The sequence below is a fragment of the Streptomyces sp. NPDC058872 genome (assembly GCF_042743065.1).
In the GTDB taxonomy this organism is placed as follows: Bacteria; Actinomycetota; Actinomycetes; order Streptomycetales; family Streptomycetaceae; genus Streptomyces.
This window is the reverse complement of the sequence record NZ_JBHYMK010000037.1, coordinates 50,254-76,174: the sequence shown is the minus strand read 5'-3', so window position 1 is coordinate 76,174 and position 25,921 is coordinate 50,254. Positions and strand designations below refer to the sequence as shown.

The window sequence follows — 25,921 nt, the reverse complement described above, 5'->3', positions numbered from 1 at the left end:
CCTCATGAACCGCCTGCTCCGGCACCCCGTACGGGGTGCCGGAGCAGGCGGTTCGAGTTCGGGTCCTCCGCGCTTCACCGAGGACCCCCACGAGGGGCAGCCCGCCGGGTCCTTTCTGCTGGAGCTCCCGCTTCCCCGTCACCGGGAGGGGACTCCTCCGCTCAGTCCACCACCCGGGCGAACAGCAGTCCGTCCCAGCCCTTCGTGCCGACCGTCTGCAGGGCCGTCGCGTCCAGCCGCGGTTCGCGGCCGATCAGGTCGAACATGTCGCGCGTGCCCGTGATCGCCGGGTCGTCCGGGTGCGCGGTGGCAACCCTGCCCTCCCGCACCACGTTGTCGACGATGATCACCGTGCCGGGGCGCGAGAGCTTCAGGGCCCATTCGACGTAGAGGCGGTTGTTGGCCTTGTCGGCGTCGATGAAGACGAGGTCGAAGGGGCCCGCGCCCTCCGCCTCCAGTTGCGGCAGGCTGTCCAGGGCCGCGCCCGTCCGGACCTCGACGAGCTTGTCGAGGCCGGCGCGGGCGAGGTTGGCGCGGGCGACGTCGGCGTGGGCCGGGTCGTACTCCAGGGTGACCAGACGGCCGGTCGGGGGGAGGGCGCGGGCCAGCCAGACGGTGCTGTAGCCGCCGAGGGTCCCGACCTCCAGGATGTTCTGCGCCCCCTGCATCGTGGCGAGCAGGTGGAGCAGCTTGCCCTGGTGCGGGGCGACGGCGATCTCCGGCAGGCCCGCGTCCCTGGAGGCGTCGAGCACGGCGGTGAGCACCTCGTCCGCGGGGGCGATCGTGTCGGTGAAGTAGTCGTCCACTGCGGTCCACTGAGAGTTCGTCACGTGGACGAACGTACACCGGGCCCGGTCGTCCGGGTGGCGGTGTGACCGCCGGAAGGGTGTCGGCGGGGGTTCGTGGAGGGGTCAGGTCGAGGCGCGGACCCGGAGTTCCTTCACCCCGTTCAGCCAGGCCGCCCTGAGCCGGCGCGGTTCTCCCACCAGGGTCAGGTCCGGCAGGGCGTCGGCGATCGCGTGGAAGATCAGCTCGATCTCCTTGATCGCGAGCGATTTGCCCAGGCAGAAGTGGGGCCCGCCACCGCCGAAGCCGAGGTGGGGGTTGGGGTCCCGGGTGATGTCGAAGCGTTCGGGGTCGGCGAAGACCTCGGGGTCGTTGTTGGCGGAGGAGTAGAAGAGGCCGACCCGGTCGCCCTTGCGGATCTTCTGTCCGCCGAGCTCGGTGTCCTGGGTCGCGGTCCGTTGGAAGGAGACGACCGGGGTCGCCCAGCGGACGATCTCTTCGGCGGTGGTCGCCGGGCGCTCCCGTTTGAAGAGTTCCCACTCCTCGGGGTGGGTGAGGAAGGCGTGCATGCCGTGGCTGATGGCGTTGCGGGTGGTCTCGTTGCCGGCGACGGCGAGCAGCAGCACGAAGAAGCCGAACTCGTCGGAGGAGAGGTTGCCCTGGCCTTCGGCGGCGACGAGCTGGCTGACGATGTCGGAGGCGGGACACTTCTTGCGGGCGGCGGCCATGTTCATCGAGTAGCCGATGAGTTCCATGGCCGCTTCGGCACCGATCTCTTCGGTGATGGCGTACTCGGGGTCGTCGTAGGCGACCATCTTGTTCGACCAGTCGAAGATTCGGGAGCGGTCCTCCTGGGGGACGCCGATGAGCTCGGCGATGGCCTGGAGCGGCAGCTCGACGGCGACCCGGGTGACGAAGTCGAAGGTGCCGTCGGCGTCCGTGCCGTGCTTCGCCCCGTCGACGATGGCGCGGGCGCGCTCGCGCAGGGCGGTCTCCAGGCTCCGGATCGCGCGGGGGGTGAAGCCGCGCTGGACGATCTGGCGGACCCGGGTGTGCTCGGGCGGGTCCATGTTGAGCATGATCAGTTTCTGGACCTCGATCTGGTCCCGGGTGATGTGCTCGTTGAAGCGGATGACCGCGGTGTTCTCGTGCGAGGAGAACAACTCGGGGTGAGTGGAGACGTACTTGACGTCTGCGTGGCGGGTGACGGCCCAGTATCCGCCGTCCTCGAAGCCGGTGACGCCGGCTGGTTGGGGACACCACCACACGGGGGCGGTCTGCCGCAGCCGGGCGAACTCCGGGAAGGGGATGCGCTCGCGCAGCAGATCGGGGTCGGTGGCGTCGAACCCTTCGGGGAGACGACCGTCGGGGAGGCGCCCCTCGGGGAGATGCGGGCAGGCCATCGGCAACACGCTCCATATCTGATGGCTCATCAGAAGTTGCGGGGAAAGCTAGTAACGAGTTCTACAAGTAGCAAGGGGCGGGGTGTGAACTGTTGCGTCCCGGACCCTTGCGTACCGGCGGTAGCAGTCATAAGACTGCATACAGAACTAGAACGCGTACTAGTTCCCCGTGACGCCGACCGACCGGAGTGCCGGGACGCCCCGATCGGTCGAGGAGAGGACGAGCCCATGGCCGCGGAACCCGTCATCGTCGAAGCCGTACGCACCCCCATCGGCAAGCGCGGAGGCGCACTCGCCAACCTCCATCCCGCCTACCTCCTGGGCGAGACCTATCGCGAACTCCTCGGGCGCACCGGCATCCACGCCGACTGCGTCGAGCAGATCATCGGCGGCACGGTCACCCACGCCGGTGAGCAGTCCATGAATCCGGCCCGCACCGCCTGGCTCGCCATGGGCCTGCCCTACGAGACGGCCGCCACCACCGTCGACTGCCAGTGCGGCTCCTCGCAGCAGGCGAGTCATCTGGTGGCCAACATGGTGGCGACGGGCGTCATCGACATCGGCATCTCCTGTGGAGTCGAGGCCATGTCCCGCGTCCCGCTCGGTTCCGGTTCCAAACACGGCCCCGGCAAGCCCTTCCCCGACGAGTGGAACGTCGACCTGCCCAACCAGTTCGAGGCCGCCGAGCGCATCGCCCGCCGTCGGGGCCTCACCCGGGAGCGCGTCGACTCCCTCGGTCTGCTCTCCCAGGAACGGGCCGCGACCGCCTGGTCGGAGGAGCGCTTCAAGCGCGAGACCTTCGCCGTGCAGGTCCCCACCACGGAGGCCGAGCAGCTCGCCGGCCAGGGCATGTGGCGGCTCGTCGACCGCGACGAGGGGCTGCGCGACACCACCATGGAGGGCCTGGCCGGCCTCAAGCCCGTCCTGCCCACCGCCGTCCACACCGCGGGGAACTCCTCCCAGATCTCCGACGGCGCATCCGCGATCATGTGGGCCTCCAAGCGGATGGCCCGTGCCCTCAAGCTGCGGCCGCGCGCCCGGATCGTCGCCCAGGCGCTCGTCGGCGCCGACCCGCACTACCACCTCGACGGGCCGGTCGACGCGACCCGCGCGGTGCTCGGCAAGGCGGGGATGAGTTTGAGGGACATCGACCTCGTCGAGATCAACGAGGCCTTCGCCTCGGTGGTGTTGAGCTGGGCCCAGGTCTTCGAGCAGGACCTGGAGAAGGTCAACGTCAACGGCGGGGCCATTGCCCTGGGCCACCCCGTCGGTGCCACCGGCGCCCGTCTCATCACCACCGCCCTGCATGAACTGGAGCGCACGGACAAGGAGTTCGCGCTCATCACGATGTGTGCGGGTGGGGCGCTCGCGACCGGCACCATCATCCAGCGGCTCTGACCGCCCCTTCGACGAGATCGGTGAGGTACGCGGCGGCCGACGGCGCCTCCTGGGCGAGCGCGGCGGCCTGGCCGGCCCAGAGGTTCACGTACTCGGGCCGGCCCTGCTCGGCCGCGGCCCGTCGCAGCGGGCCCATCAGGGCGTTTTGCACGGGGTACGGGGGGACGTGCTCCTCGTGGGCCGCCATGTCCCGGACGAAGCCGTTCGGGATGCCGCGTGCGGTGCGTCCCGAGAAGAGGCGGGTGAGCACGGTGGTGCGGGCCTCGGGAGTGCCCAGGACCCGCCGGTGCACCGCGCTCGCCCCCGACTCGCGGGCCGCCAGGAAACCGGTGCCGACCTGCACGGCGTCCGCGCCGAGCGCGAGCGCGGCGGCGACCCCGCGCCCGTCGGCGATCCCGCCGGCCGCGACCACCGGCACCGACACCGCGTCTGCCACCTGGGGGACCAGGGAGAACGTGCCGACCAGGGACTCCCGCACCGGCCGCAGGAAGGCGCCCCGGTGGCCGCCCGCGTCGCTGCCGGAGGCGACGACCGCGTCCACCCCGGCTTCCTCCAGGGCCACGGCCTCCTCCACCGTCGTCGCCGTGCCGACCAGCACGATCCCGCGGCGGCGGACCTCCGTGACCAGGCGGCTCGGCGGCGGCCCCATGACCAGGCTGATCACCGGCGGGGCGGCCGCGACGAGCGCGTCCAGTTGTGCGTCGAAGTCGGGCCACGCGCGGACGTCCTCCGCGGTGGGCGGGCGCACCCCCAGCTCCTCGTAGGAGGGGCGGAGCCGCTCGACGTGTGCGGCGAGCGCGGCGGCCGGGAGCTCGTCCCGCTCGCCCTCCTGCGGCACCCACAGGTTCACCGCGAACGGGCGGTCGGTCGCGGCGCGCAGTCGGGCCACGAGCGCGGTGATCTCCTCGGGGGTGTGGATGTGCGCCCCGTACGAGCCGAGGCCGCCGCCCTCGGAGACGGCCGCCGCCAGCTCGACGGAGGAGAGGCCGCCGCCGAAGGGCCCCTGGACGACGGGGAGCGGGATGCCGACGAGCTCGCCGAAACGGCCGGGCGGGAGGGCGGTGGTGTCCGGGGTGGGCGCGGGGCGTGCTGAGCGGGACAAGGCTTCCTCCGGGATCGCGGCGGAGCCGTCCGGTGTGGCCCGCCGATGACACGAACACTAGAGGAGACTAGACGACCGGTCTACTAAAATAAGCGGAGCGGAAACGCCGCAGGCCCCGCCCCTCCGTGAGGAGGGCGGGGCCTTGCGGGTGCGCGTGCGGCAGGGGGACGGCTCAGTACCAGCCGTTGGCCTGCCAGAACGCCCAGGCGGCGTTCGGGGAGCCGTAGCGCTCGTTCATGTAGTTGAGGCCCCACTTGATCTGGGTGGCCGGGTTGGTCTTCCAGTCGGCACCGGCCGAGGCCATCTTGGAGGCCGGCAGGGCCTGGACCAGGCCGTAGGCGCCACTGGAGGAGTTGGTCGCGGTGTGGTTCCAGTGCGACTCGTGCTCGACGATCTTGCTGAACGAAGCGAACTGCGAAGCGGGGACGATCTGACGGGCGAGCTCCTGCGGGCTGGCGGCCGAAGCCGAGCCCGTCGTGCCCAGCACCGCACCCGACGCACCCAGCAGCACGGCTGCGGAAGCGGCGATCTTCTTGTTGCGGGCAGAGACACGAGTGGTGAGCGAGCGGATCAAGACATCGACCTAACGTCGGGGACAAGGGGCGTGCCGGGCGTTTTCGGCAAGCCGGAACCAGGGCCCGGGGGTCCGGGAACTGGCGGGAACCGGCCGTCCGAGGCGCTGCACTGAGCGCCGGCTGCCTGGCGACGTCCACCAGAGAAGCAGGGGCGGAACGCGGATGCAATGACCCCCGGTACGAGGGAGGTTCGGACCCGGACGGTTCGAGGGGGTGGTGGGGCCTGGGGGATTTCCGCAGGTCATGAACCGTTCTGGGAGCATTTGACCGATTATGGAGGTCTACTATTTCGGTTCGTACGTGACGTAGGTCCTGTGGGGCGCCTCACCCGGAGAGGGCCCTTCCGGCCCCCCGAACGTGACCTGCGCCTCGAAGTTCGCCCGTCGCGTGGCCCTCCGGAGCGCCCGCAGCAGCGTGCCGCCGACGGTCACGGTCAGCACGACGGTGAGGACGGCCCGGCCGAGGTCCCAGCCGAGGGAAGTGGCGAGCACGTACGCGGAGAAGCGGACCAGGTTCTCGTGGAGCGGCGCCCCCGGAACGAAGGAGACGCCGCTGCCCTGGCCCTGGAGCAGCACCCACCCCTGCAGGTTCATGACCGTGCCGTACGCGAAGGACGCCAGGAACCCGTACCCGGACAACAGCAGCAGCTCCGCCCGCCCCCGCAGCCGGTCCGCGCCCGGCAGCAGCCCGGCGCCCATCGTGAACCAACCCATCGACAGCATCTGGAACGGCATCCACGGCCCCACGCCACCCGTCAGCAGGGCCGACGCGAACATCGTCACGGAGCCCAGGACGAAGCCGAAGCCCGGCCCGAGCACCCGACCGCTCAGCACCATCAGGAAGAACATCGGCTCCAGGCCGGTCGTCCCCGCCCCCAGCGGGCGGAGCGCCGCGCCCACGGCAGCGAGCACGCCCAACATCGCCACCGCCTTCGCGTCCATCCCGCAGTCCGCGATGGTCGCCACCACCACTGCGACCAGGAGCGGCAGCAGCGCGGCGAACAGCCACGGCGCGTCCCCGGCATGCGAGGTCACGGCCGAGTCGGCGTCCGCGAACAGCGGCCAGCAGAAGGCGGCGATCCCGACGAGGGAGACGAGGACGAGCGCGGCGACCGAACGGGGGCCGAGGCGGACGGGGCGGACGGGGCGGGCCGTGCGCGGCGTGCTCACAGGGCCGCCTCCACCTGCTCGACCGTGAGCCAGGGCTGCGGCGCGAGGATCTTCGCCACCTGCGGTGAGAACGCCGGCGAGGACACCACCACCTCTGCCGTCGGGCCGTCCGCGACCACCTCGCCCTCCGCGAGGATCACCACCCGGTGCGCCAGCTCGGCGGCCAGCTCCACGTCGTGGGTGGCCAGCACGATGGCGTGCCCGTCCGTCGCGAGGCCCCGCAGCAGGGCGACCAGACGGGCCTTGGCCGCGTAGTCCAGGCCGCGGGTCGGCTCGTCCAGCAGGAGCAGCGGCGGGCGACCGGTCAGGACGACGGCCAGGGCGAGGGCGAGCCGCTGCCCCTCGGACAGGTCGCGCGGATGGGTGTCGTCCGCCACCCCCGGCAGCAGCTCCTCCACCAGCGCCCGACAGGTCCCGGGCGACGTGCCGGCGTCCGCGTCGGCAGCCGTGCACTCGGCGGCCACCGTGTCCGCGTAGAGCAGGTCGCGCGGCTCCTGGGGCACCAGGCCCACCTGGCGGATCAGCTCGCCGGGAGTGGTGCGGTGCGGTGCCCGCCCGGCGACCAGGACCCGGCCGGCCGTCGGCTCGACCATGCCCACGAAGGTGGAGAGCAGCGTGGACTTCCCGGCACCGTTGCGCCCCATGAGCGCCACCGTCTCGCCCGGGGCGACCCGCAGGTCGACGCGGCGGAGGGCTTCCACGCGGCCGCGACGCACGCCGAGGCCCTCGGCGTGCAGCAGCGGGGCGGTCGCGGACGCGGCGTCGACGCGGCGCCGCAGGAAGGGGAAGCCCCTTCCGGTCCGCCCCGGGCGTCCCCGCGCCGGTGCGGGGGTCGGTGCGGGGACGGGGAAGACGTCCCCGGTTCCGGCCCCGGTGTGCCGGGAGTACGGGCCCGTGGGGGTCCGGCCCTCCAGGCGCGCCTTCAGCGGGGCCGCCCTGCGCCGTGCGTCCCGGACCGTCAGGGGCAACGGGGTCCAGCCCGCCAGGCGCCCCAGGGAGACCACCGGCGGATGCACCGGAGAGACGGACATGATCTCGGCCGGAGGGCCCATCACGGCCTGCGGCAGGAGCAGGACCTGGTCCGCGTACTGGACGACGCGTTCCAGACGGTGCTCCGCCAGCAGGACCGTCGTGCCGAGGTCCTGCACCAGGCGCTGGAGCACCGCGAGGACGTCCTCCGCCGCCGACGGGTCCAGCGCGGACGTCGGCTCGTCCAGGACGAGGACCTTCGGGTGCGGGGTGAGGACGGAGCCGATCGCGACCCGCTGGCGCTGGCCGCCGGAGAGCGTGGCGATCGGCCGGTCCCGGAGTTCGGCGAGGCCGAGCAGGTCGAGGGTCTCCTCGACCCGCCGCCGCATGACGCCGGGTGCGAGCCCCAGGGACTCCATCCCGTAGGCGAGCTCGTCCTCGACGGTGTCGGTGACGAAGTGCGCGGACGGGTCCTGGCCCACCGTCCCCACCAGGTCCGCGAGCTCGCGCGGCGGATGGGTCCGGGTGTCCCGGCCGTCGACCGTCACCCGCCCGGTGAGGGTGCCGCCCGTGAAGTGGGGAACGAGGCCCGAGACCGCGCCGAGGAGGGTCGACTTGCCGACGCCCGAAGGGCCCACGAGGAGCACGAGCTCCCCCTCCGGGACGGTGAGGTCCACGTTCCGCAGGGTCGGCCCGGTGTCCTCCTGGTACCTCACCGAGACGTTCTCGAAGCGGATCACGCGTCCTTCTCCTTCCGCGAGGGGGCGGGGGCCACGAACGCCGGGACCAGGCCCACCAGGACCGAGGCCGCGGGCCAGAGCGGAAGCTCCGGCGCCACCAGGGGGACGACGCCCGGGTGCAGCGCCTCCGGGGCGTGGGCGTTCGCCCAGATCATCAGGGTCGCGACCGCCGCCCCGGAGCCCGCGACCAGCCAGGACCGCAGGCCCCAGCGGTCGGGCCGGTAGCGGGTGCGGACGGTCCGGCGACCGCCGAGCCGGAGCCCGGCCATCGCGGCGAGCAGCCCGGCGCCGAGCAGCGGAAGGCCGTAGCCGGCGCCTTCCGCGGCGAGCAGCCCGTACGAACCGGCACAGACGCCGAGGAGGCCGCCCAGGACCAGGACGTTCGTGGTGCGCCGCACGGCGACCGGGACCCGGGCCGTCCGCCCGTACCCGCGCGCGTCCATCGACGCGGCGACCGCGATCGACCGCTCCAGCGCCCCCTCCAGGACCGGCAGGCCGATCTGGAGCACGGCCCGCACCCCGCCGGTGGGCCGGCCCCGCAGGCGGCGGGCGGTCCGCAGCCGCGCCACGTCGGCGACCATGTGGGGGGCGAAGGTCATCGCCACGACGACGGCGACCCCCGCCTCGTAGAGCGCCCCCGGCAGCGACTTCAGCAGCCGTGACGGGTTGGCGAGGGCGTTCGCCGCGCCCACGCAGATCAACAGGGTCGCCAGTTTCACGCCGTCGTACAGCGCGAACACCACCTGCTCGGCCGTCACCCGGCCCCCGATCCGCACCCCCTGCGCCCAGTCGGGCAGGGGTACCTCGGGCAGGGTGACCAGGACGTGCACACCGGGCACGGGAGAGCCCAACAGCAGGGAGAAGACCACCCGCAGGGCGACGACGAACAGCCCCAGCTTCACGAACGCGCCGTACGAGCGGGCCCAGGGCGCGTCGGTGCGACGGGCCGCCACGACATAACCGGACACCCCGACGAGCAGGCCGAGCAGCAGCGGGTTCGTGGTCCGGGAGGCGGCAACGGCCAGGCCGAGGGCCCACAGCCACCAGGCACCCGCGTGCAGGGCGTTGCCCCGGTTCGCCTCGGGGGCCGTGAAGGCGCTGGGGCCGCGGGCCGCACTCATCCGCGCCGGCGGGCCTTCCAGACCGCCGCCCCGCCGAGGAGCAGCACGGCCGCCCCGCCGGCGAGCACGCCGAACGACGGGCCGCCGCCGGTCCCCCCGGACGCGCTCGACGGGGCCGGCGCGCTGGGCGCGACCGGAGCCGTGGCGTCCTCCGCCACCTGCTCGCCGCAGCCCCGCGCCGGGTAGCCGGCGATCCCGCACAGCATGGCCGAGCCGTCGTACCGCAGCGGCTTCACCACCGCGGCCAGCGCCTCCGCGCCCGTCGCGTCCTCGCGGACCTGTGCACAGCCGACCCGGACCGGCTCCTGTGGCGGGGCCTCGCCGGACGGCGCGTCCTGCGGACCGCCGAAGTCGACGACGACCGCGATCCGCTTGCTGCCGTCCTTCGGTGCCGTGTTCCCGCAGATCGCCGTGAAATCGGGGGCGGCGGAGGGCAGGGAGGTGTCCTCCGTGCCGTTGCTGACGGCGAAGCGGAAGCCGATGGCATCGCCGTCGGCGGGCCGGGCGGTTGCCGGCCCCTGGGTGGCGTACGTCCAGGGCTTCCCGCCGTCGCCCTCCCAGAAAGACCAGTAGCGGTAGCCGGCCGCCTGCGCCGGGGCCGCCGCGAACCCGGCGAGCACCAGCAGGGCCCCGCCGGTCGCCGCCGCCCTGCCGGCCGCCCGGGACCGCCTTCGGGCCGGGGACGCCCCTGTCCGTGCGCTCACTTCTTGCGGCCGCTCACGAGGAAGCCGATGCCGACGCCGACGACCATGCCGATGCCGATGATCCACCAGACGTCGAAGCCCGATTCCTCCTCGTCACCGGCGGAGGAGTCGGAGGTGTCCGGGGCCTTGGGCGCGGGGCCGCTGGCGTTGAGGCGCTCGACCAGGTCCACCGTGCCGAACTCGCGCGGGTCGGTGTCCGTCGCGCGGGCCGCCAGGACCAGCTGGGCGTACGCGGCGGGACCGCTCTCCTCGGCCCAGGCGGCGGAGTTCTTCTCCAGCCACTCCAGGGCCGGCCCGGCCTCCTTCGAAGCGCCGGCGGCGGCGAGCGCGATCACGGCGTCGGCGGTGTTGCCGATGTCGGGCTGCTCGGTGGTGTCGGTGGCGCCGGGCATCGGCGGCAGGGTGAGGTGGCCGGTCTTCGCGAGGGCCCGTGCGAGGTAGGAGGCGCCGTTCAGGGCGGCCCGCTCGACGGTCGGCTCCGACGGGTCGGTGCAGGTCGGCGGCTGCCCGGGGGAGGCCTTGGTGGCGACGACGCTCTTGCCGAGCCCGGCGAGGGCGGCCGCCGCGGTCGCATCGGCGTTGGCGAGGAGCGCGCCGGTCTTGTCCGGCTGGTACGCGAACGCCCCGGCGCCCTCCCCGGCCGAGCAGGGCAGGGCGAAGGTGAGGAGCGCGTCGTACGGGGTGCGGCCCTCGGCGGAGGTGAACGAGCCGGGGCGCACGCCGACCGCCGCGAGGGCACCGATGACGACGGAGGTGGAGTTGGCGTCGCTGGCACTGCCGGCGCCGTACCCCCAGCCGCCGTCCTTGTTCTGCACGGTCCGCAGCCAGGCGGAACCGGTCTTGACGGCCGTGTCGATCTTCTCCGGGGAGGCGGCCTTGCCGCGCACGGCCCGGAGCGCCTGGACGGCGACGGCGGTGGCGTTGGTGTCCCGCATCAGCTGCGCGTCGCACGGCTGGGTGGCGTCCGCGCGGTACGAGGGGAACGAGCCGTCGGCGCACTGCTGGCCGAGCAGCCAGTCCACGGACCGGTCCGCGGGCTGGTATCCGGTGCTGCGCTGGGCGAGGAAGGCGAGCGACTGGCGCCAGACGCCGTCGTACGTCGGGTCCTTCGTGCCGTACAGGCCGGGCGGGATCGTGACGGCGGAGGAGGACGGCGACGGTGCGGCGGAGGCCGCGCCGGCTGCTGCGGTGCCGAGCACGATGGCGGCGGCGAGCGCGGCGGCGCCGCGACGGACGGTGTTCATGGGTCCCTCTCCTGCGGCCGGGCTCCGGCACGCTTCGGGGGCACCAGGCTCCGGCTCCGTGTTCCTCGACGGTGCCGCGGTCACGTCCCGGGCGGCGCGCTCCGAACCGCCGCTCCGGTGGAGCGGCTCACGGACGGGGGTCCCCCGCTCCGGCGAAGCCGGGGGCTCGGGGACGGGGCCAGCACCGGCTCTCCACCGGCTTTCCCCCCGTACGGGCATGATGACGACGCGCCCACTGTACCGGCCCGTACGGCCGCCGCCCCGGCGGGTGCGAGTCGCCTCACACGGCGACGTACCTGACCGGGTCGGTGCCCGCCGCCGGTTCCGCGCGGCCGAGTTTCACCAGGTGGCGGACGTGCGCCTCGGCCTCGCTGACGGCGATGGTGCGCGAGCCGTAGGGGATCCGGTCCCAGGGACGGTTCCACTCCATGCGCTCGGCGAGCTGCCAGGGGGTGAGCGGGGTGTCCAGGAGGGCGAGGAGGCCGGCGAGGCGTTCTTCGTGGTGGTCGAGGAGCTCGCGGACCCGGCCGGCGGCGTCGGTGAAGGCGTGCTGATGGGAGGGGAGGACCTCGGCGACGCCGAGGCGGGCGATCCGTTCGAGGGAGTCCAGGTAGTCGCCGAGCGGGTCCCCTCCGTTCGGACGGAGCCCGGGGCCCGCGGGGCGGGGGACCCCGTGCGCGGACCGGTGCGAGAAGGGGGAGTGGTCTTCGGGGTCTTCGTACAGCCCGATGTGCGGGGAGATCCCGGGCAGCAGGTGGTCGCCGGAGAAGAGCCGGCCGTGGCCGGGCAGCCGGGAGGGGTGCTCCTCCTCCAGGTGGAGGCAGACGTGCCCGGGGGTGTGGCCGGGGGTCCAGACGGCCCGCAGCCGTCGTCCGGCGAGGTCGAGGAGCTCGCCGGGGACGATCTCGCGGTCGGGCAGGGCGGAGCGGAGGCCGGGCAGGGTCCGCATCCGGCCGGATGCGCGGGCGGCCCGCAGCGGGGCGATGTGGTCCTCGGGGGCGCCGACGACGGCGAGCTTGCGGGCGAGGTAGTCGAACCAGGTGCCCGGGTCGACTTCGCGGGTGCGGCGCACGACGGCGGCATCGGCGGCGTGCATCGCGATCCAGGCCCCGGACTCCTCGCGGACCCGACCGGAGAGGCCGTGGTGATCGGGGTGGTGGTGGGTGATGACCACCCCGTGGACCTCCTGGACGGAAAGCCCCAACGCATCCAGGCCGCTGGTGAGTTCGGACCAGGAATCCGGATCGTCCCAGCCGGTGTCGATCAGGACCGGTCCGCGATCGGTGTCGAGGACGTGGACCAGGGTGTGGCCGAGGGGGTTGTCCGGGATGGGCACCCGCAGCGACCAGACGCCGCCACCGTGCTCGGTCACCTGGGGCACCTGCGTCATGGGCGGGTCCTCGTCTCTTCGCTGTGGAGCCTGCTCGACCGTTGCCCATGGTAACTAGAACTGGTATCAGTTCTGAAGCATCGTCAGGAAGTTGCACCGTCAAGACGCCCAGGCAGTCCCACCCCTCGGGAGGCAGCGGTCATGACCGAGCTTGTGGAGCACGGAAAGCTGTTCATCGGCGGGGAGTTGGCCGATCCGCTCGGCGACGGGGTCATCGAGGTGATCTCGCCCCACACCGAGCAGGTCATCGGCCGCGTTCCGCACGCCTCGCGGGCCGATGTCGACCGGGCCGTCGCCGCCGCCCGCCGGGCCTTCGACGACGGGCCGTGGCCCCGGGCGACGCTCGCGGAGCGGATCGCCGTCGTCACCCGCATCAAGGACGCGATCGCCGTGCGGCACGAGGAGATCGCCCGCTCCATCAGTGCGCAGAACGGCTCCCCGTACTCCTGGTCCGTCCTCGCCCAGGCGCTCGGCGCCATGATGGTCTGGGACGCGGCGATCACCGTCGCCCGGGACTTCGCCCACGAGGAGCGGCGCGCCGGCGTCCTCGGGCCGCTGCTCGTGCGCCGCGAACCGATGGGCGTGGTCGCGGCCGTCGTCCCGTGGAACGTGCCCCAGTTCACCGCCGCGGCCAAGCTGGGCCCCGCACTGCTCGCCGGCTGCACGGTGGTCCTCAAACCCTCGCCGGAGTCGCCCCTCGACTCCTATCTCCTCGGCGAGATCGCCGCCGAGGCCGGGCTGCCCGAGGGGGTGTTGAGCATCCTGCCCGCCGACCGCGAGGTCAGCGAGTACCTGGTCGGTCACCCCGGTGTGGACAAGGTCTCCTTCACCGGTTCGGTCGCCGCCGGCAAGCGGGTGATGGAAGTGGCCTCCCGCAACCTGACCCGCGTCACCCTCGAACTGGGCGGGAAGTCGGCCGCCGTGGTCCTGCCGGACGCCGACGTGGCGACCGCGGTCGCCGGGATCGCCCCGGCGGCCTGGATGAACAACGGCCAGGCGTGCGTGGCGCAGACCAGGGTCCTCGCCCCCCGCTCGCGGTACGAGGAGGTCGCCGAGGCGCTCGCGGCGGCGGCCGGCGCGCTCGTCGTCGGCGATCCGCTCGACCCGGCGACCCAGGTCGGTCCGCTCGTCGCCCGGCGCCAACAGCAGCGCTCCCTCGACTACATCGGCATCGGACAGCAGGAGGGGGCCAAGGTCCTCGCGGGTGGCGGTCGCCCCGCCGGGCTCGACCGCGGCTGGTACGTGGAGCCGACCCTCTTCGGTGGCGTCGACAACTCCATGCGGATCGCCCGCGAGGAGATCTTCGGCCCGGTCATCTGCCTCCTTCCGTACGGTGACGAGGCAGAGGCGCTGCGGATCGCGAACGACTCCGACTTCGGTCTCAGCGGCAGCGTCTGGACCGGGGACGTGGAGCACGGCGTCGACTTCGCCCGTCGGGTCCGCACGGGCACCTTCAACGTCAACACCTTCAGCCTCGACATGCTCGGCCCCTTCGGCGGCTACAAGAACTCCGGTCTGGGGCGGGAGTTCGGGCCCGAGGGCTTCGGCGAGTACCTGGAGCACAAGATGATCCACCTGCCGGCCGGATACGGGGAGGCGTGATGGGGGACCGCTGGCACGTCGAGGTCGACCGGAGCGTCTGCATCGGCTCCGGCATGTGCGTCCACCACGCACCGGACGGCTTCCGGCTCGACCCGGCCCGGCAGTCCCACCCGCGTGCGGTGGAGACCGACGCGGGCGAGCGGCTCCTCGCGGCGGCCGAGGGCTGCCCGGTGGAGGCCATCCTGATCACCCTGGCGGACGGCGGCGATCCGGTGTTCCCCGTGGAGCCCTGAGGCGCACCGCCCGGTGGGGGCGCTTCCGCCCGCTGGTGCGGTGCTGGTCGGGCGCGGCCGGTCGGGCGTTCTCGGCGCGAGGCGGTCCGACCGCACCGTCAGGCCGCACCGTCAGGCCGTCGGCTCCGGCGCCGTCAGGTCGATCAGCCGGCAGACCGTCTCGATGTCGATCTTCACCTGGGCGATCGAGGCGCGCCCGGACAGCCAGGTGATCAGCGCCGAGTGCCAGGTGTGCTCGATCACCCGGACGGCCGAGAGCTGGCTCGGCGTCGGATGCCCGGTCCCCATCGCGTCGAGGATGATCGCGGTCGTCAGCCGGGAGACCGTGTCGACCTCGGGGCTCACGCTGCGGTCGGCGAAGGTCAGCGCCCGCACCATCGCATCGGCCAGCTGCGGCTCCCGCTGCAGCGCCCGGAAGGCGCGCATCAGGGTCTCGGCGACCCGCTCGGCCGGGTCCGTGCCGGCGGGCGGTCGCTTCCGCAGCGTGCCGTGCAGGTGTTGGAGCTGGTCCTGCATGGTCGCGACCAGCAGGTGGATCTTGGACGGGAAGTAGCGGTAGAGCGTGCCCAGGGCCACTCCGGCGGCCTCGGCCACCTCCCTCATCTGCACGGCGTCGAAGCCGCCGCGTGCTGCGAGGCGGGCACTGGCGTCCAGGATGCGGCGGCGGCGCGCCTCCTGGCGCTCCGTGAGGGGCGGCGCCGCGGGTCTGTGGTCCGACCTGTTGTCTGCGGTCATGGGGTCCCGTTCCGTGCGGTGGGGAGCGACAGTATGGCGGTGCGGCCGTCGTGGCGCGAATCACCTGCTCCGGCTCTCAACGCGGAGCTACCTGCCGGTAGATTCTGTCCTCCTCGAAGGATCAAGAAGACGGGCAAGAAGATCCAGAACGATCAAGTCTGTAACTTGTTCTAGATTAGCGCGAGCGGTTACGCTCCCGCGAAACGCACGCTCGAAGGGGGTCGCGCATGACCGCTGAGGCCATAGAGGCAGGCCCCCGACAGGGCGCCGCCGCGGCCGGTGACTGTCCGTTGAGGATCGCTCTCCTCACGTACAAGGGAAACCCCTTCTGCGGTGGGCAGGGGGTCTACGTCCGTCACCTCTCCCGTGAACTCGCCCGGCTCGGCCACACCGTCGAGGTCATCGGCTCCCAGCCGTACCCCGTGCTCGACGAGGGCGACGACCTCGCCGGGCTCAGCCTCACCGAGATCGCCAGTCTCGACCTCTACCGCTCGCCGGACCCCTTCCGGACCCCGAAGCGCGAGGAGTACCGGGACTGGATCGACGCCCTCGAAGTCGCCACCATGTGGACCGGTGGCTTCCCCGAGCCGCTCACCTTCTCCCTGCGGGCCCGGCGCATGCTCGCCGCCCGCCGCGGCGACTTCGACGTCGTCCACGACAACCAGACCCTCGGTTACGGACTCCTCGGCGGCCCGCGGGCCATCGGAGCCCCCCTCGTCACCACGATCCACCACCCCATCACCGTCGACCGGCAGCTCGAACTCGACGCCGCCGCCGACTGGAAGCGCCGCGCCTCCGTCCGCCGCTGGTACGCCTTCACCGGCATGCAGAAGCGGGTCGCCCGCCGGCTGCCGTCCGTGCTCACCGTCTCCGGCACCTCCCGCCAGGAGATCGTCGACCACCTCGGCGTCCGCGAGGACCGCATCGAGGTCGTCCACATCGGTGCGGACACCGACCTCTGGTCCCCGGACCCGTCCGTCGCGGAGGTCCCCGGCCGGATCGTCACCACCTCCAGCGCCGACGTCCCCCTGAAGGGCCTGGTCCACCTGATCGAGGCGCTCGCCAAGCTCCGCACCGAGAACCCCGACGCCCACCTCGTCGTGGTCGGCAAGCGGGCCGAGGACGGCCCGGTCGCCCAGGCCATGGAGCGGTACGGACTGGACGGCGCCGTCGAGTTCGTCAAGGGCATCAGCGACGCCGAGCTCGTCGACCTCGTGCGCTCGGCCCAGGTCTCCTGCGTGCCCTCGCTGTACGAAGGGTTCTCCCTGCCCGCCGCCGAGGCCATGGCCACCGGCACGGCGCTCGTCGCCACCACCGGCGGCGCGATCCCCGAGGTCGCCGGGGCCGACGGTGAGACCTGTCTGGCCGTCCCGCCGGGCGACGCGGGCGCACTGGCCGCCGCGCTGGGGCGGGTGCTGGGCGATTCCGCCCTGCGGGCCCGACTCGGCGCCGCGGGCCGCGCCCGGGTCCTGGACCGGTTCACCTGGGCCCGCGCCGCGCAGGGCACGGCCGAGCTGTACCGCGAGGCGGTGGCCGCGCAGGGTGCCCGGGGGCGCGGAGGCGCACGGTGACGGTTCGCCCCGTTCACCGGCCGCGGGCCGGCGGGCGGGCCGTGCCCCCCGTTCCCCCTCGCCAGGGCCCGTCCCGGGAGCACTCCCCACGGAACGCCTGCCCCCCACCCTCCGTCACCAGCGAAAGCAGGACCTCGTGCTGACCGTCGACTTCACCCGCTTCCCGCTCGCCCCCGGCGACCGCGTGCTCGATCTGGGGTGCGGTGCGGGCCGGCACGCCTTCGAGTGCTACCGGCGCGGCGCCCAGGTCGTGGCCCTCGACCAGAACGCCGAGGAGATCCGGGAGGTCGCCAAGTGGTTCGCGGCCATGAAGGAGGCCGGTGAGGCCCCCGCCGGCGCGACCGCCACGGCGATGGAGGGCGACGCCCTCAACCTGCCCTTCCCCGACGAGTCCTTCGACGTCGTCATCATCTCCGAGGTGATGGAGCACATCCCCGACGACAAGGGCGTGCTCGCCGAGATGGTCCGCGTCCTCAAGCCGGGTGGCCGCATCGCCGTCACCGTGCCCCGCTACGGGCCCGAGAAGGTCTGCTGGGCGCTCTCCGACGCCTACCACGAGGTCGAGGGCGGCCACATCCGCATCTACAAGGCCGACGAACTCCTCGCCAAGATCCGGCAGGCCGGCCTCAAGCCGTACGGCACCCACCACGCGCACGCCCTGCACGCACCGTACTGGTGGCTGAAGTGCGCCTTCGGCGTCGACAACGACAAGGCGCTGCCGGTCCGCGCCTACCACAAGCTCCTGGTCTGGGACATCATGAAGAAGCCCGCCCTCACCCGGGTCGCCGAGCAGCTGCTCAACCCGGTCGTCGGCAAGAGCTTCGTGGCGTACGCGACCAAGCCCCACTCCCCCTCGCTCCCCGGGGGAGACCTGCACCCGAAGGCTGACGCCCGGTGACCCCTCCCGAACGGATCGCCGAGCACCTCGTCCTGCCCGGGGTGCTCACCGCGGAGCAGGCGGCCCAGACCGTGGCCGGGATACTCGCCGTGCAGCGCGAGGACGGCGCCATACCCTGGTTCCGCGGGCACCACCTGGACCCCTGGGACCACACCGAGGCCGCCATGGCCCTGGACGCGGCCGGCGAGCACGCCGCCGCCGCCCGCGCCTACGCCTGGCTCGCCCGACACCAGAACGCCGACGGCTCCTGGCACGCGGCCTACCACGACGGAGACCACCAGCAGGTCACCGACCGGAACCGCGAGTCCAACTTCGTCGCGTACGTCGCGGTCGGCGTCTGGCACCACTACCTCTCCACCGGCGACGACGGCTTCCTCGACCGCATGTGGCCCGTCGTCTACGCGGCCGTCGAGTTCGTCCTCGGGCTCCAGCAGCCCGGCGGCCAGATCGGGTGGAAGCGCGAACCCGGCGGCACACCGGTGAACGACGCCCTGTTGACCGGGAGCTCGTCGATCCACCACGCGCTGCGCTGCGCCCTCGCCATTGCCGAGGTCCGCGAGGAGGCCCAGCCCGACTGGGAGCTGGCCGCCGGGGCCCTCGGCCACGCGATCCGCCGGCACCCCGAGCGCTTCCTCGACAAGTCCCGCTACTCGATGGACTGGTACTACCCGGTCCTCGGCGGCGCGGTCACCGGAGCCGACGCGGCGGCCCGCATCGAGGCCGACTGGGACCGGTTCGTCGTCCCCGGCCTCGGAGTGCGCTGCGTCGTCCCGAACCCGTGGGTCACCGGCGGCGAGAGCTGCGAGCTCGCCCTCGCGCTGTGGGCGACGGGCGAGTCGGACCGGGCCCTCACGATCCTCCAGGACATCCAGCACCTGCGCGCCGAGAACGGCATGTACTGGACGGGGTACGTCTTCGAGGGCGAGACCGAGGACGACCGGGCCGTGTGGCCCGAGGAGCAGACCAGCTGGACCGCCGGTTCCCTGCTGCTCGCGGTCGCGGCCCTCGGCGGCGAGGAGGCCACCGTCGCCGTCTTCGGCGGCGCCCGCCTCCCCTCGGGCCTCGAACCCGACTGCTGCGGTTAGGCCGGGTTTCGCAAGCCCCTCCCGGGAGCGCGGCCCGACCTGCGCTCCCGGGGCTACCCGTCCGGCGTCGCCCCGGTGGCGGCCGGGGCGGGCCCGGGCGAGGCCGGCGCCACCGGCGTCAGGGAGGTGTCGCCTTGCCCAGAAGCGTTCCGCGCGGAGTCGTGGCGCCTTTAGCGGTCGACGAGGTGCCCAGCGCTTCTCCACTCGACCGATGAAGCTATGTGTTGAGTTCCGCGAGGGTGCGGAGGGTGTCGAGGTCCGGTGCGGTGACGAGCAGGTCCGTCACCGGTCCGCGCCGCCATGCGTCGAGGCGGGCGGCGATCCGCTTCCGTGGGCCGACGAGCGCGATCTCGTCCGCGAAGGCGTCCGGGACGGCGAGGACGGCCTCCTCGCGACGTCCGGCCGCGAACAACTCCTGGACGCGGCGGGCCTCCTCCCCGTATCCCATGCGCCCCATCAGGTCGGCGTGGAAGTTGCGGGTCGCGTGCCCCATGCCGCCGATGTAGAACCCGAGCATCGCCTTGACCGGAAGGAGTCCGGCCGCCACGTCCCCGCAGAGCCGGGCCCGCACCATCGGGGCGACGACGAAGCCCTCGGGGAGCGGGGTCGGCAGCGCGTACACCGAGGCCCAGCGCTCCGGAGTCCAGTAGAGCGGCAGCCAACCGTCGGCCACGGCCAGGGTCTGTGCGACGTTCTTGGGTCCCTCGGCCCCGAGCAGGACGGGGACGTCGGCCCGCAGGGGGTGGGTGATCGGCTTCAGGGGCTTGCCGAGGCCGGTGCCGTCCGGGCCGTCGTACGGGTGGGAGTGGTGGCGCCCGTGCAGGCTGACCGGGGCCTCGCGGCGGAGGACCTGGCGGACCACGTCCACGTACTCGCGGGTCGCCGTCAGGGGGGAGCGGGGGAAGGGCCGCCCGTACCAGCCCTCGACGACCTGTGGACCGGACAGGCCCAGCCCCAGCAGCACGCGCCCGCCGGAGAGGTGGTCGAGCGTGAGCGCGTGCATCGCGGTGGTGGTGGGCGGGCGGGCGGCCATCTGCGCGACGGCGGTCCCCAGTTTGATCCGGGTGGTGTGCGCGGCGATCCAGGTCAGCGTGGTGAAGGCGTCGGAGCCCCAGGCCTCGGCGGTCCACACGGAGTGGTAGCCGAGCCGTTCGGCCTCGCGGGCGAGGTCGAGGTGGGCGGGCGAGGGGCCGCGACCCCAGTAGCCGAGGGCGAGTCCGAGCCGCATGCCCCACGTCCTTTCTGACGGATCGTCAGTCACGTGGCGGGGACTGTACGGCAACGGCCCCCCGCCCGGAAGGGATTCCGGGAGGGGGGCCGTGCGGGCGGGGGAGGCGAAGGCGTCCCGGGGCGTGCTCCGAGGGGAGCCCGGTCCGCCCGGAGGGAGTGCGGGGCGACCCTCAGCCGCGCTGGATGCCGCTCGTGTCCTGCAGGACGCCGCGGCGGCCGTCCTGGGTCTGGGCCACCAGGGCGGAGCCGCGCTGTTCGACCGCCAAGTACCAGGTTCCCGGGGCGAGTTCGGCGATCTGGGCCTGCGAGCCGTCCTCCGCGTACAGCGGGCGCGCGACCGGCACTGCGAACCAGAACGGCGCGAAGTCGGAGGCGGGCTGCGGGGCCGGGGCGGCCGCCTGCGGCTCGGGCTGCTGCGCCGCCTGCGGCTGCGGGGCGGCCTGCCCGCCGAACGGCTGGCCCGCGCCCTGCGAGGGGTTCTGCGGTCCGCCGTACTGCGGCTGCTGCGCGCCCGGGTAGCCGTAGCCGCCGGGGACGCCCGGCTGACCCGGCTGGCCGGACTGCGCGCCGTACGGCTGCGGGGCCTGGGGCTTGGGGGCGCCGACGAGCGGGGCCTTGAGGGCGGGGACCAGCGGGCCCGCGACGGCCGCACCGGCGGCGATCAGTGCGGCGATGAGACCGAGGATCAGGCCGGCACCGGCGTTGTCCGCCTCGAAGATCCACATGAGCAGGGTCCAGGCGGAGGCGATGGTGAACGAGGTGCCCACCTGGCCCAGCTCGAGGCCGGCCACCTTGCGCTGCTCCGGCAGGGCGTGGGAGGCGATGACCAGTGCGGCGCCGGCGATGCCGAGGAAGAAGGAGCCCCAGCCCAGGTACGAGAACTCCCAGGAGCTCGGGGTGTCGATCTTGCTGCAGATGTCGGCCGTGGCGCTGCAGCCGGCGATGTCGAGGAACGAGGCGATGAACAGCACCACCGCTGCACCGATCAGCACGCCATCGCCTCGGGTGAGGGAGCGGATATTCACGTAAGAGTCCTTCGTAGGGTCGTCGGTCGTCGCGTCGGAGTGCGCTCGGTTCGCGGCACGGGGGCGGCCCCATGGTACGGAGCGAATCTATCGCCCGCCGGTCCTACCCCTTCAGGTAGGCGGCAATGCCGTCGGCCAGCCCTTGGGCGGCCTTCTGTCGCCATGTCGGCGAGGAGAGGAGCTGTGCGTCCTTCGGGTCGCGCATGTTGCCGCACTCGATGAAGACCTTCGGAACGGTCGAGAGGTTGAGTCCGCCGAGATCGTCGCGGACGTCCAACCCCGTACCGGAACCAATGTAGTTGGCGGGCGAGGTGCCCGTGGCGAGGGCGAAGCGGCCGGCGATCTGCTCGCCGAGCGCGCGCGAGGGGGCGACGATCTCCGCCGTGTCGGCGGAGCCGCCCCGCACCCGTGCGGGCAGGATCACATGGAATCCGCGGTTCCCGACGGCCGAGCCGTCCGCGTGGACGGAGACGACGGCGTCGGCGCGGGCCGCATTGCCGATCCTGGCCCGTTCGTCGATGCAGGGGCCCCACGGGCGGTCGCCGTCGTGGGTGAGGACCACCTCGGCGCCGCGTGCGGCGAGGAGGTCCCGCAGGCGGTGGGAGACGTCGAGGGTGAAGGAGGCTTCGGTGTAGTCCGCTCCGGTGGAGGTGCCGGTGGTGTCGCACTCCTTGCGGTTCGTGCCGATGTCGACCTTCTGGTTGATTTCCTTGGTGTGCTGGAAATTGCCGGAATTGTGACCCGGGTCGATGACGACGGTCCGTCCGGCCAGGGAGTCGCTCGACGGCGTGCCGCTGGTGGCGTCGGCGGGGAGGGGCGGCCGGGACCGCGTCCCGCTCTCGGTCCGGGGCGTCGGGTCCGCGCTCGACGACCGGAGGGAGGTCTCGGACTTCCCGTCCGGGGGTGCGGAGGCCTGGGAGGCCGCGCAGCCGGTGAGCGCGGCGCAGCAGCCCATGGCGGCGAGGGCGAGGGCACGGCGGGAGGTGTTCCGGTGGTGGTACGGCACCCCGCGACTTTAGGCCCTGTGCGGGGCGAAACGTCGCAGGGGTGCGTCGCAGGTCCGTCACCGTTCTGGAACGGCGACCTGCACCGCGTGCGTCAGCGGCGGCGCAGGACCCGCAAGGAGTCGGTGACCGAGACCTCCTCGAAGTCGCCCGACTCCAGGGCGCGGAGGTAGATCCGGTAGGGGGCCTGACCGCCGTCCTCCGGGTGGGGGAAGACGTCGTGGATGACGAGCAGTCCCCCGGGGGCGACCTTCGGCGCCCAGCCCTCGTAGTCACGGGTGGCGTGCTCGTCGGTGTGCCCGCCGTCGACGAACACCAGGCCGAGCTGCCCGCCCCAGGTCTTCGCGACCAGCGGCGAGCGGCCCACGACGGCGATGACGTGCTCCTCCAGGCCCGCGCCGTGGAGCGTCCGGCGGAAGGTGGGCAGCGTGTCCATGAGCCCCACCTCGGGATCCACCACGGTCGGGTCGTGGTACTCCCAGCCCGGTTGCTGTTCCTCGCTGCCCCGGTGGTGGTCCACGGTCACCGCGACCGTCCCCGCCCGCCGGGCGGCGTCGGCCAGCAGGATCGTGGACCGTCCGCAGTAGGTGCCGACCTCCAGGAGGGGCAGGCCCAGCCGGGCGGCCTCGGTGGCCGCGTCGTACAGCGCGAGCCCCTCCACGACGGGCATGAAGCCCTTGGCCGCCTCGAAGGCGGCAAGGACCTCGGGAGTGGGTTCGGCGGGCATGGCGGTTCCTCCTACTGGCGGGTACGCGGGTACGGGCGCCCATCGTGCCCTACCCCTCGCACCGGAACCACACCGTCCTCCCCTCCGAGTGCCCTCTCGGTGCTATGCGCCCGAAAGCACCGCGCGCAGTCGCTGCACGCCCGCCTTCCACTCGCCCACCGCACGGGTCTCGCCCCACAACTCCAGCAGCTCCGAGGGCTCGGTGAGTATCCGGTCGAGGGCCTCCACCGCCACCGGGCGCAGTTCCACGGGGAGGGCGGGCAGCGGTTCCTTCGGCCCGTACGCGCTCGTCACCGGATCTCCGCCCGGACACTGTGCCGCGACGAGGGCCGCCGCGGCGACCGCTTGCACGGCCTCGTCCGAGTCGAGGTACTCCTCGCCGACCCCGGTGACCGTCCGGAAGGACGCGAGCAGGACGCCGGCGCGCTCCTCGGCCGGCGTCCCGTCGACTGCGGCCGAGAAGTCGGCTGCGGTGTCGTTGTCGAAGTGTCCGATGTCCCACGTGCCCATGAGGTGCTCGCTCTCCCCGTGCGTCGGTCGTGCGGGGGAGCCGTGCACCGGTGCGGGGCGCCCCCTCGTGCCGACAGCTTGGCAGCAACCTCTGACAACGCCCCGGCCCCGAGCGGGCGGTAGCTGCTCCGGGCCGCTGTCCCGACGGCCGTCCCGACCGCCGGGAGCCGAGGACGGAGGGGGACCCGCCGCCAGGCGCTCCGCCGGCGCCGCCGCCCTCGATGACGGTGCCCTCGATGGCGGCGGGGCCCGCCGGACGGTGCGGGTGGGGCCGCACTCCCCGAGCGTGCCGTCCGTGACGCGGGCGAGGGCTTCGGCGGTGCGGTCGAGCAGACGGCCGACGGGTTCGGGCTCCCTGCGGGACTCTTCCGGGCGGCGAGGGTTCCGCCCGGTGTCTTCGGCGTCCGGCTCCGAGGGCGGGCCCCCTTCCGCCTCCCGGGGGCCTCCTGCGCCCCGCGGGCTTTTCCGGGGTTTCTGACCTTCCGTCAGAATGAAACGTGTTCTAGTCTGCGGCCCATGGGCATCGCCATCACGCACGAACAGCGGGAGCTGGCCCGATCGGTTCGAGGCTGGCTCGCCCGCGTCGTACCCCCCGAGGAAGTCCGCAAGCACCTGGACGTCCCCGACACCGCCACCGGTCGCCCCGTCTATTGGGACGCAGCCGCCGAGCAGGGACTCCTGGGGCTGCACCTGCCCGAGGAGCACGGCGGCGGTGGCGGCGACCTCGGAGACCTCGCCGTCGTGGTGGAAGAGGCGGCCCGGGCCCTGCTCCCCGGGCCGTACCTCCCCTCCGTGCTCGCCGCCGAGGTCCTCCACCGGGTCGGGCAGCACGAGTCGGCGTCCGCGCTCGCGGCCGGTGAGCGGATCGGAGCCGTCGCGCTCGGCGGCACCGGCGGCCTCACCGCCGTCCGCACCGCGAGCGGGTACCTGCTCGACGGCACCCCACCCCCCGTCCTCGGCGGAGCCCAGGCCGACCTGCTGCTCCTCCGCGCCGCCACCGCCGACGGTTCCGTCTGGCTCGCCGTCGACGCCGAGACCCTTGCCGTCAGGCCCCACGAGAGCGCCGACCCGACGCGGCCCACCGCCGCGATCACCGCCCGCGCCGTCCACGTCCCGGCAGAACGCGAACTCACCGCAGCCTCCACCACCGCCCTCGTCCGGGACCTGGCCGCCGTCCTCTTCGCCGCCGACGCCTGCGGCACCGCGGCCCGCGCCGTCGAGACCGCCGCCGCACACGCCCGCACCCGCGAACAGTTCGGCCGCCCCATCGGACACTTCCAAGGCGTCAAGCACCTCTGCGCCGACATGCTCGTACGGCTCGAACAGTCCCGCGCCCTCACCTGGGACGCCGTCCGCGCCAGCCACGACGAGGCCCGTTCCCTCACCGCGGCGCTCGCCGCCGCCACCGCCCTCGACAGCGCCTACGGCTGCGCCAAGGACTGCATCCAGATCCTCGGCGGCACCGGCTTCACCTGGGAACACCACGCCCATCTGCTGCTCCGCCGGGCCCTCGTCGCCCGCCAACTCCTCGGCACCGGCGACCACCACCGGCTCGCCGCCCTCCGGTACGCCGCCGACGGCGTCCGGCGCGCCCTCCGGACGGACCTGCCGCCCGAGGCCGCTGCGTACCGGAGGGCCGCCCGCGCGGCCGTCGCCCCCGCCGTCGGGCTCGACCCGGCCGCCGCCCGGCGCGCCCTCGCCCCCACCGGCTACGCGGCCCCGCACCTCCCGGAGCCGTACGGGCTCGGCGCGGGCCCGCTCCAACAGCTCGCCGTCCAGAGGGAGCTGGACGAGGCCGGAATCACCGTCGCCGGACTCGGCATCGCCACCTGGGTCGTCCCCTCGCTGCTCGCCCACGGCAGCCCCGAGCAACAGGCCGAGCACCTCGGCCCCACCCTGCGGGGCGAACGCCTCTGGTGCCAGCTCTTCTCCGAACCGGGCGCCGGCTCCGACCTCGCCTCCCTCCGCACCCGTGCCGAGCGCACGGAGGACGGACGCTGGCGGATCAACGGACAGAAGGTGTGGACGAGCGCCGCCCAAGGAGCCCACCACGGCATCCTGCTCGCCCGCACCGACCCCGCCGCCCCCAAGCACCGGGGGCTCACCTACTTCCTCGTCGACATGCGGAACACCCCGGGGATCGAGATCCGACCGCTGAAGGAGATCACCGGGGACTCCCTCTTCAACGAGGTCTGGTTCGACGACGCGATCCTGCCCGCCGACGCCGTCGTCGGCGAGGTCGACGACGGTTGGCGGGTCGCCCGCAACACCCTCGGCAACGAGCGCGTCCACATGGCCGACCAGGTCGCCTTCGACACCGGCCTCGAAGCGCTCATCGAGGCGTCCGGACCGCAGGACGACGCCGTGCGCGCGCGGATCGGAGCGCTCCTCGCCGAGGCGCACGCGCTCGCGTGCATCGGCCTGCGCACCACCCTGCTCCAGGTGTCCGGGCTCGAACCCGGCGCCGGCGCCAGCGTCCGCAAACTCGTCCAGACGGTCCACCAGCAGAAGCTCGCCGAGCTCGGCCTCGAACTGCACGGCCCCGAAGGCGCCGTGCGCGAAGGCCCCGCCGAGCGGGCCGTCCACGGACTGCTCATGTCCCGCTGCCTCACCATCGCGGGCGGCACCACGCAAGTCCAGCTCAACGTCGTGGCCGAGCGCCTGCTCGGCCTGCCGAAAGACTGAGACCGAGAGACCGAG

General features: G+C 73.4%; 23 protein-coding genes. 7 read left to right on the top strand and 16 right to left on the bottom strand.

The genetic code is table 11. The annotated features are described in order from the left end of the window. Nucleotides 1-161: 161 nt before the first annotated feature. Together ACFW22_RS23105 and ACFW22_RS23100 are read right to left on the bottom strand one after the other, a co-directional pair. Entirely contained in the window at nt 162-830 is a 669-nt protein-coding gene (locus ACFW22_RS23105) for an O-methyltransferase (RefSeq protein ID WP_386407820.1), read from the bottom strand. 81 nt (nt 831-911) lie between these two features. Next, nucleotides 912-2,189: a cytochrome P450 gene (locus ACFW22_RS23100; protein WP_386407825.1), complete on the bottom strand. Its 1,278-nt coding sequence runs from the start codon at nt 2,187-2,189 to the stop codon at nt 912-914. A gap of 228 nt (nt 2,190-2,417) precedes the next feature. Here ACFW22_RS23100 and ACFW22_RS23095 point away from each other — a divergent pair, with 228 nt between their 5' ends. Continuing rightward, nucleotides 2,418-3,587 carry a steroid 3-ketoacyl-CoA thiolase gene (locus tag ACFW22_RS23095; RefSeq protein WP_386407818.1) on the top strand — a complete coding sequence of 390 codons (1,170 nt, stop codon included), beginning with the start codon at nt 2,418-2,420 and terminating at the stop codon, nt 3,585-3,587. Here the strand turns inward: ACFW22_RS23095 and ACFW22_RS23090 are convergent. The 8 genes from ACFW22_RS23090 to ACFW22_RS23055 all read right to left on the bottom strand — a co-directional run bounded on the left by ACFW22_RS23090 (nt 3,571) and on the right by ACFW22_RS23055 (nt 12,601). Then, a complete protein-coding gene (locus ACFW22_RS23090) occupies nt 3,571-4,689 on the bottom strand; it encodes an NAD(P)H-dependent flavin oxidoreductase (RefSeq protein WP_386407815.1) in 1,119 nt (372 codons plus the stop codon). The two genes, ACFW22_RS23095 and ACFW22_RS23090, sit on opposite strands and share 17 nt — an antisense overlap. A 172-nt stretch (nt 4,690-4,861) precedes the next feature. Continuing rightward, entirely contained in the window at nt 4,862-5,263 is a 402-nt protein-coding gene (locus ACFW22_RS23085; protein WP_386407812.1) for a transglycosylase SLT domain-containing protein, read from the bottom strand. Nucleotides 5,264-5,548: 285 nt separating this feature from the next. Then, nucleotides 5,549-6,433: an ECF transporter S component gene (locus ACFW22_RS23080; protein ID WP_386407808.1), complete on the bottom strand. Its 885-nt coding sequence runs from the start codon at nt 6,431-6,433 to the stop codon at nt 5,549-5,551. Beyond that, on the bottom strand, nt 6,430-8,142 hold the full coding sequence (locus ACFW22_RS23075) for an ABC transporter ATP-binding protein (RefSeq protein WP_386407805.1): 1,713 nt from the start codon (nt 8,140-8,142) through the stop codon (nt 6,430-6,432). The genes ACFW22_RS23080 and ACFW22_RS23075 overlap by 4 nt, the downstream gene beginning before the upstream one ends. After that, a complete protein-coding gene (locus tag ACFW22_RS23070) occupies nt 8,139-9,263 on the bottom strand; it encodes an energy-coupling factor transporter transmembrane protein EcfT (protein WP_386407803.1) in 1,125 nt (374 codons plus the stop codon). Before ACFW22_RS23070 ends, ACFW22_RS23075 begins: the two co-directional genes overlap by 4 nt. Continuing rightward, nucleotides 9,260-9,967: an SCO2322 family protein gene (locus ACFW22_RS23065; RefSeq protein ID WP_386407800.1), complete on the bottom strand. Its 708-nt coding sequence runs from the start codon at nt 9,965-9,967 to the stop codon at nt 9,260-9,262. Before ACFW22_RS23065 ends, ACFW22_RS23070 begins: the two co-directional genes overlap by 4 nt. Continuing rightward, nucleotides 9,964-11,211, bottom strand: coding sequence for a prenyltransferase/squalene oxidase repeat-containing protein (locus ACFW22_RS23060; protein ID WP_386407797.1), 1,248 nt, complete (start codon nt 11,209-11,211; stop codon nt 9,964-9,966). The genes ACFW22_RS23065 and ACFW22_RS23060 overlap by 4 nt, the downstream gene beginning before the upstream one ends. Nucleotides 11,212-11,491: 280 nt before the next feature. Next, complete coding sequence (locus ACFW22_RS23055) at nt 11,492-12,601, bottom strand: MBL fold metallo-hydrolase (RefSeq protein ID WP_386407794.1); 1,110 nt, start codon at nt 12,599-12,601, stop codon at nt 11,492-11,494. A 141-nt stretch (nt 12,602-12,742) separates the two neighbouring features. Between ACFW22_RS23055 and ACFW22_RS23050 the strand changes: the two genes are divergently transcribed. Together ACFW22_RS23050 and ACFW22_RS23045 are read left to right on the top strand one after the other, a co-directional pair. Further along, a complete protein-coding gene (locus ACFW22_RS23050; protein WP_386407792.1) occupies nt 12,743-14,203 on the top strand; it encodes an aldehyde dehydrogenase in 1,461 nt (486 codons plus the stop codon). Further along, a complete protein-coding gene (locus ACFW22_RS23045; RefSeq protein ID WP_386407789.1) occupies nt 14,203-14,436 on the top strand; it encodes a ferredoxin in 234 nt (77 codons plus the stop codon). The genes ACFW22_RS23050 and ACFW22_RS23045 overlap by 1 nt, the downstream gene beginning before the upstream one ends. Nucleotides 14,437-14,547: 111 nt before the next feature. On the opposite strand, the gene ACFW22_RS23040 is transcribed toward ACFW22_RS23045, so the two are convergent. After that, the gene (locus ACFW22_RS23040) at nt 14,548-15,171 is read right to left on the bottom strand and encodes a TetR family transcriptional regulator (protein ID WP_386407786.1); all 624 of its coding nucleotides are present in this window, start codon (nt 15,169-15,171) and stop codon (nt 14,548-14,550) included. Between the two features lie 227 nt (nt 15,172-15,398). Between ACFW22_RS23040 and ACFW22_RS23035 the strand changes: the two genes are divergently transcribed. From ACFW22_RS23035 to ACFW22_RS23025, 3 genes are all read left to right on the top strand, one after another. Continuing rightward, nucleotides 15,399-16,742 carry a glycosyltransferase family 4 protein gene (locus ACFW22_RS23035; protein ID WP_386407783.1) on the top strand — a complete coding sequence of 448 codons (1,344 nt, stop codon included), beginning with the start codon at nt 15,399-15,401 and terminating at the stop codon, nt 16,740-16,742. 136 nt (nt 16,743-16,878) lie between these two features. Further along, nucleotides 16,879-17,640, top strand: a complete 762-nt coding sequence (locus tag ACFW22_RS23030) for a class I SAM-dependent methyltransferase (RefSeq protein WP_386407780.1) — start codon at nt 16,879-16,881, stop codon at nt 17,638-17,640. Then, the gene (locus tag ACFW22_RS23025) at nt 17,637-18,725 is read left to right on the top strand and encodes a prenyltransferase (RefSeq protein ID WP_386407777.1); all 1,089 of its coding nucleotides are present in this window, start codon (nt 17,637-17,639) and stop codon (nt 18,723-18,725) included. Before ACFW22_RS23030 ends, ACFW22_RS23025 begins: the two co-directional genes overlap by 4 nt. Nucleotides 18,726-18,942: 217 nt before the next feature. Here ACFW22_RS23025 and ACFW22_RS23020 read toward each other — a convergent pair whose 3' ends face one another. The 5 genes from ACFW22_RS23020 to ACFW22_RS23000 form a co-directional block, all read right to left on the bottom strand. Continuing rightward, nucleotides 18,943-19,953 carry an LLM class F420-dependent oxidoreductase gene (locus ACFW22_RS23020; RefSeq protein ID WP_386407774.1) on the bottom strand — a complete coding sequence of 337 codons (1,011 nt, stop codon included), beginning with the start codon at nt 19,951-19,953 and terminating at the stop codon, nt 18,943-18,945. 172 nt (nt 19,954-20,125) lie between these two features. Continuing rightward, nucleotides 20,126-20,980, bottom strand: coding sequence for a hypothetical protein (locus ACFW22_RS23015; protein ID WP_386407770.1), 855 nt, complete (start codon nt 20,978-20,980; stop codon nt 20,126-20,128). 103 nt (nt 20,981-21,083) lie between these two features. After that, nucleotides 21,084-21,986, bottom strand: coding sequence for an N-acetylmuramoyl-L-alanine amidase (locus ACFW22_RS23010; RefSeq protein WP_386407767.1), 903 nt, complete (start codon nt 21,984-21,986; stop codon nt 21,084-21,086). A 92-nt stretch (nt 21,987-22,078) separates the two neighbouring features. Next, on the bottom strand, nt 22,079-22,711 hold the full coding sequence (locus tag ACFW22_RS23005; RefSeq protein ID WP_386407764.1) for a class I SAM-dependent methyltransferase: 633 nt from the start codon (nt 22,709-22,711) through the stop codon (nt 22,079-22,081). 102 nt (nt 22,712-22,813) lie between these two features. Next, complete coding sequence (locus ACFW22_RS23000) at nt 22,814-23,221, bottom strand: DUF4259 domain-containing protein (protein WP_386407761.1); 408 nt, start codon at nt 23,219-23,221, stop codon at nt 22,814-22,816. Nucleotides 23,222-23,737: 516 nt separating this feature from the next. Here ACFW22_RS23000 and ACFW22_RS22995 point away from each other — a divergent pair. Continuing rightward, the gene (locus tag ACFW22_RS22995) at nt 23,738-25,906 is read left to right on the top strand and encodes an acyl-CoA dehydrogenase (protein ID WP_386407758.1); all 2,169 of its coding nucleotides are present in this window, start codon (nt 23,738-23,740) and stop codon (nt 25,904-25,906) included. Nucleotides 25,907-25,921: the final 15 nt, after the last annotated feature.

Coding starts and splice junctions, on each gene's coding strand:
- ACFW22_RS23100 (WP_386407825.1), bottom strand. CDS start 2,189: ATGGCCTGCCCGCATCTCCCCGAGGGGCGCCTCCCCGACGGTCGTCTC.
- ACFW22_RS23095 (WP_386407818.1), top strand. CDS start 2,418: ATGGCCGCGGAACCCGTCATCGTCGAAGCCGTACGCACCCCCATCGGC.
- ACFW22_RS23070 (WP_386407803.1), bottom strand. CDS start 9,263: ATGAGTGCGGCCCGCGGCCCCAGCGCCTTCACGGCCCCCGAGGCGAAC.
- ACFW22_RS23060 (WP_386407797.1), bottom strand. CDS start 11,211: ATGAACACCGTCCGTCGCGGCGCCGCCGCGCTCGCCGCCGCCATCGTG.
- ACFW22_RS23055 (WP_386407794.1), bottom strand. CDS start 12,601: ATGACGCAGGTGCCCCAGGTGACCGAGCACGGTGGCGGCGTCTGGTCG.
- ACFW22_RS23050 (WP_386407792.1), top strand. CDS start 12,743: ATGACCGAGCTTGTGGAGCACGGAAAGCTGTTCATCGGCGGGGAGTTG.
- ACFW22_RS23045 (WP_386407789.1), top strand. CDS start 14,203: ATGGGGGACCGCTGGCACGTCGAGGTCGACCGGAGCGTCTGCATCGGC.
- ACFW22_RS23040 (WP_386407786.1), bottom strand. CDS start 15,171: ATGACCGCAGACAACAGGTCGGACCACAGACCCGCGGCGCCGCCCCTC.
- ACFW22_RS23035 (WP_386407783.1), top strand. CDS start 15,399: ATGACCGCTGAGGCCATAGAGGCAGGCCCCCGACAGGGCGCCGCCGCG.
- ACFW22_RS23020 (WP_386407774.1), bottom strand. CDS start 19,953: ATGCGGCTCGGACTCGCCCTCGGCTACTGGGGTCGCGGCCCCTCGCCC.
- ACFW22_RS23005 (WP_386407764.1), bottom strand. CDS start 22,711: ATGCCCGCCGAACCCACTCCCGAGGTCCTTGCCGCCTTCGAGGCGGCC.
- ACFW22_RS23000 (WP_386407761.1), bottom strand. CDS start 23,221: ATGGGCACGTGGGACATCGGACACTTCGACAACGACACCGCAGCCGAC.
- ACFW22_RS22995 (WP_386407758.1), top strand. CDS start 23,738: ATGGGCATCGCCATCACGCACGAACAGCGGGAGCTGGCCCGATCGGTT.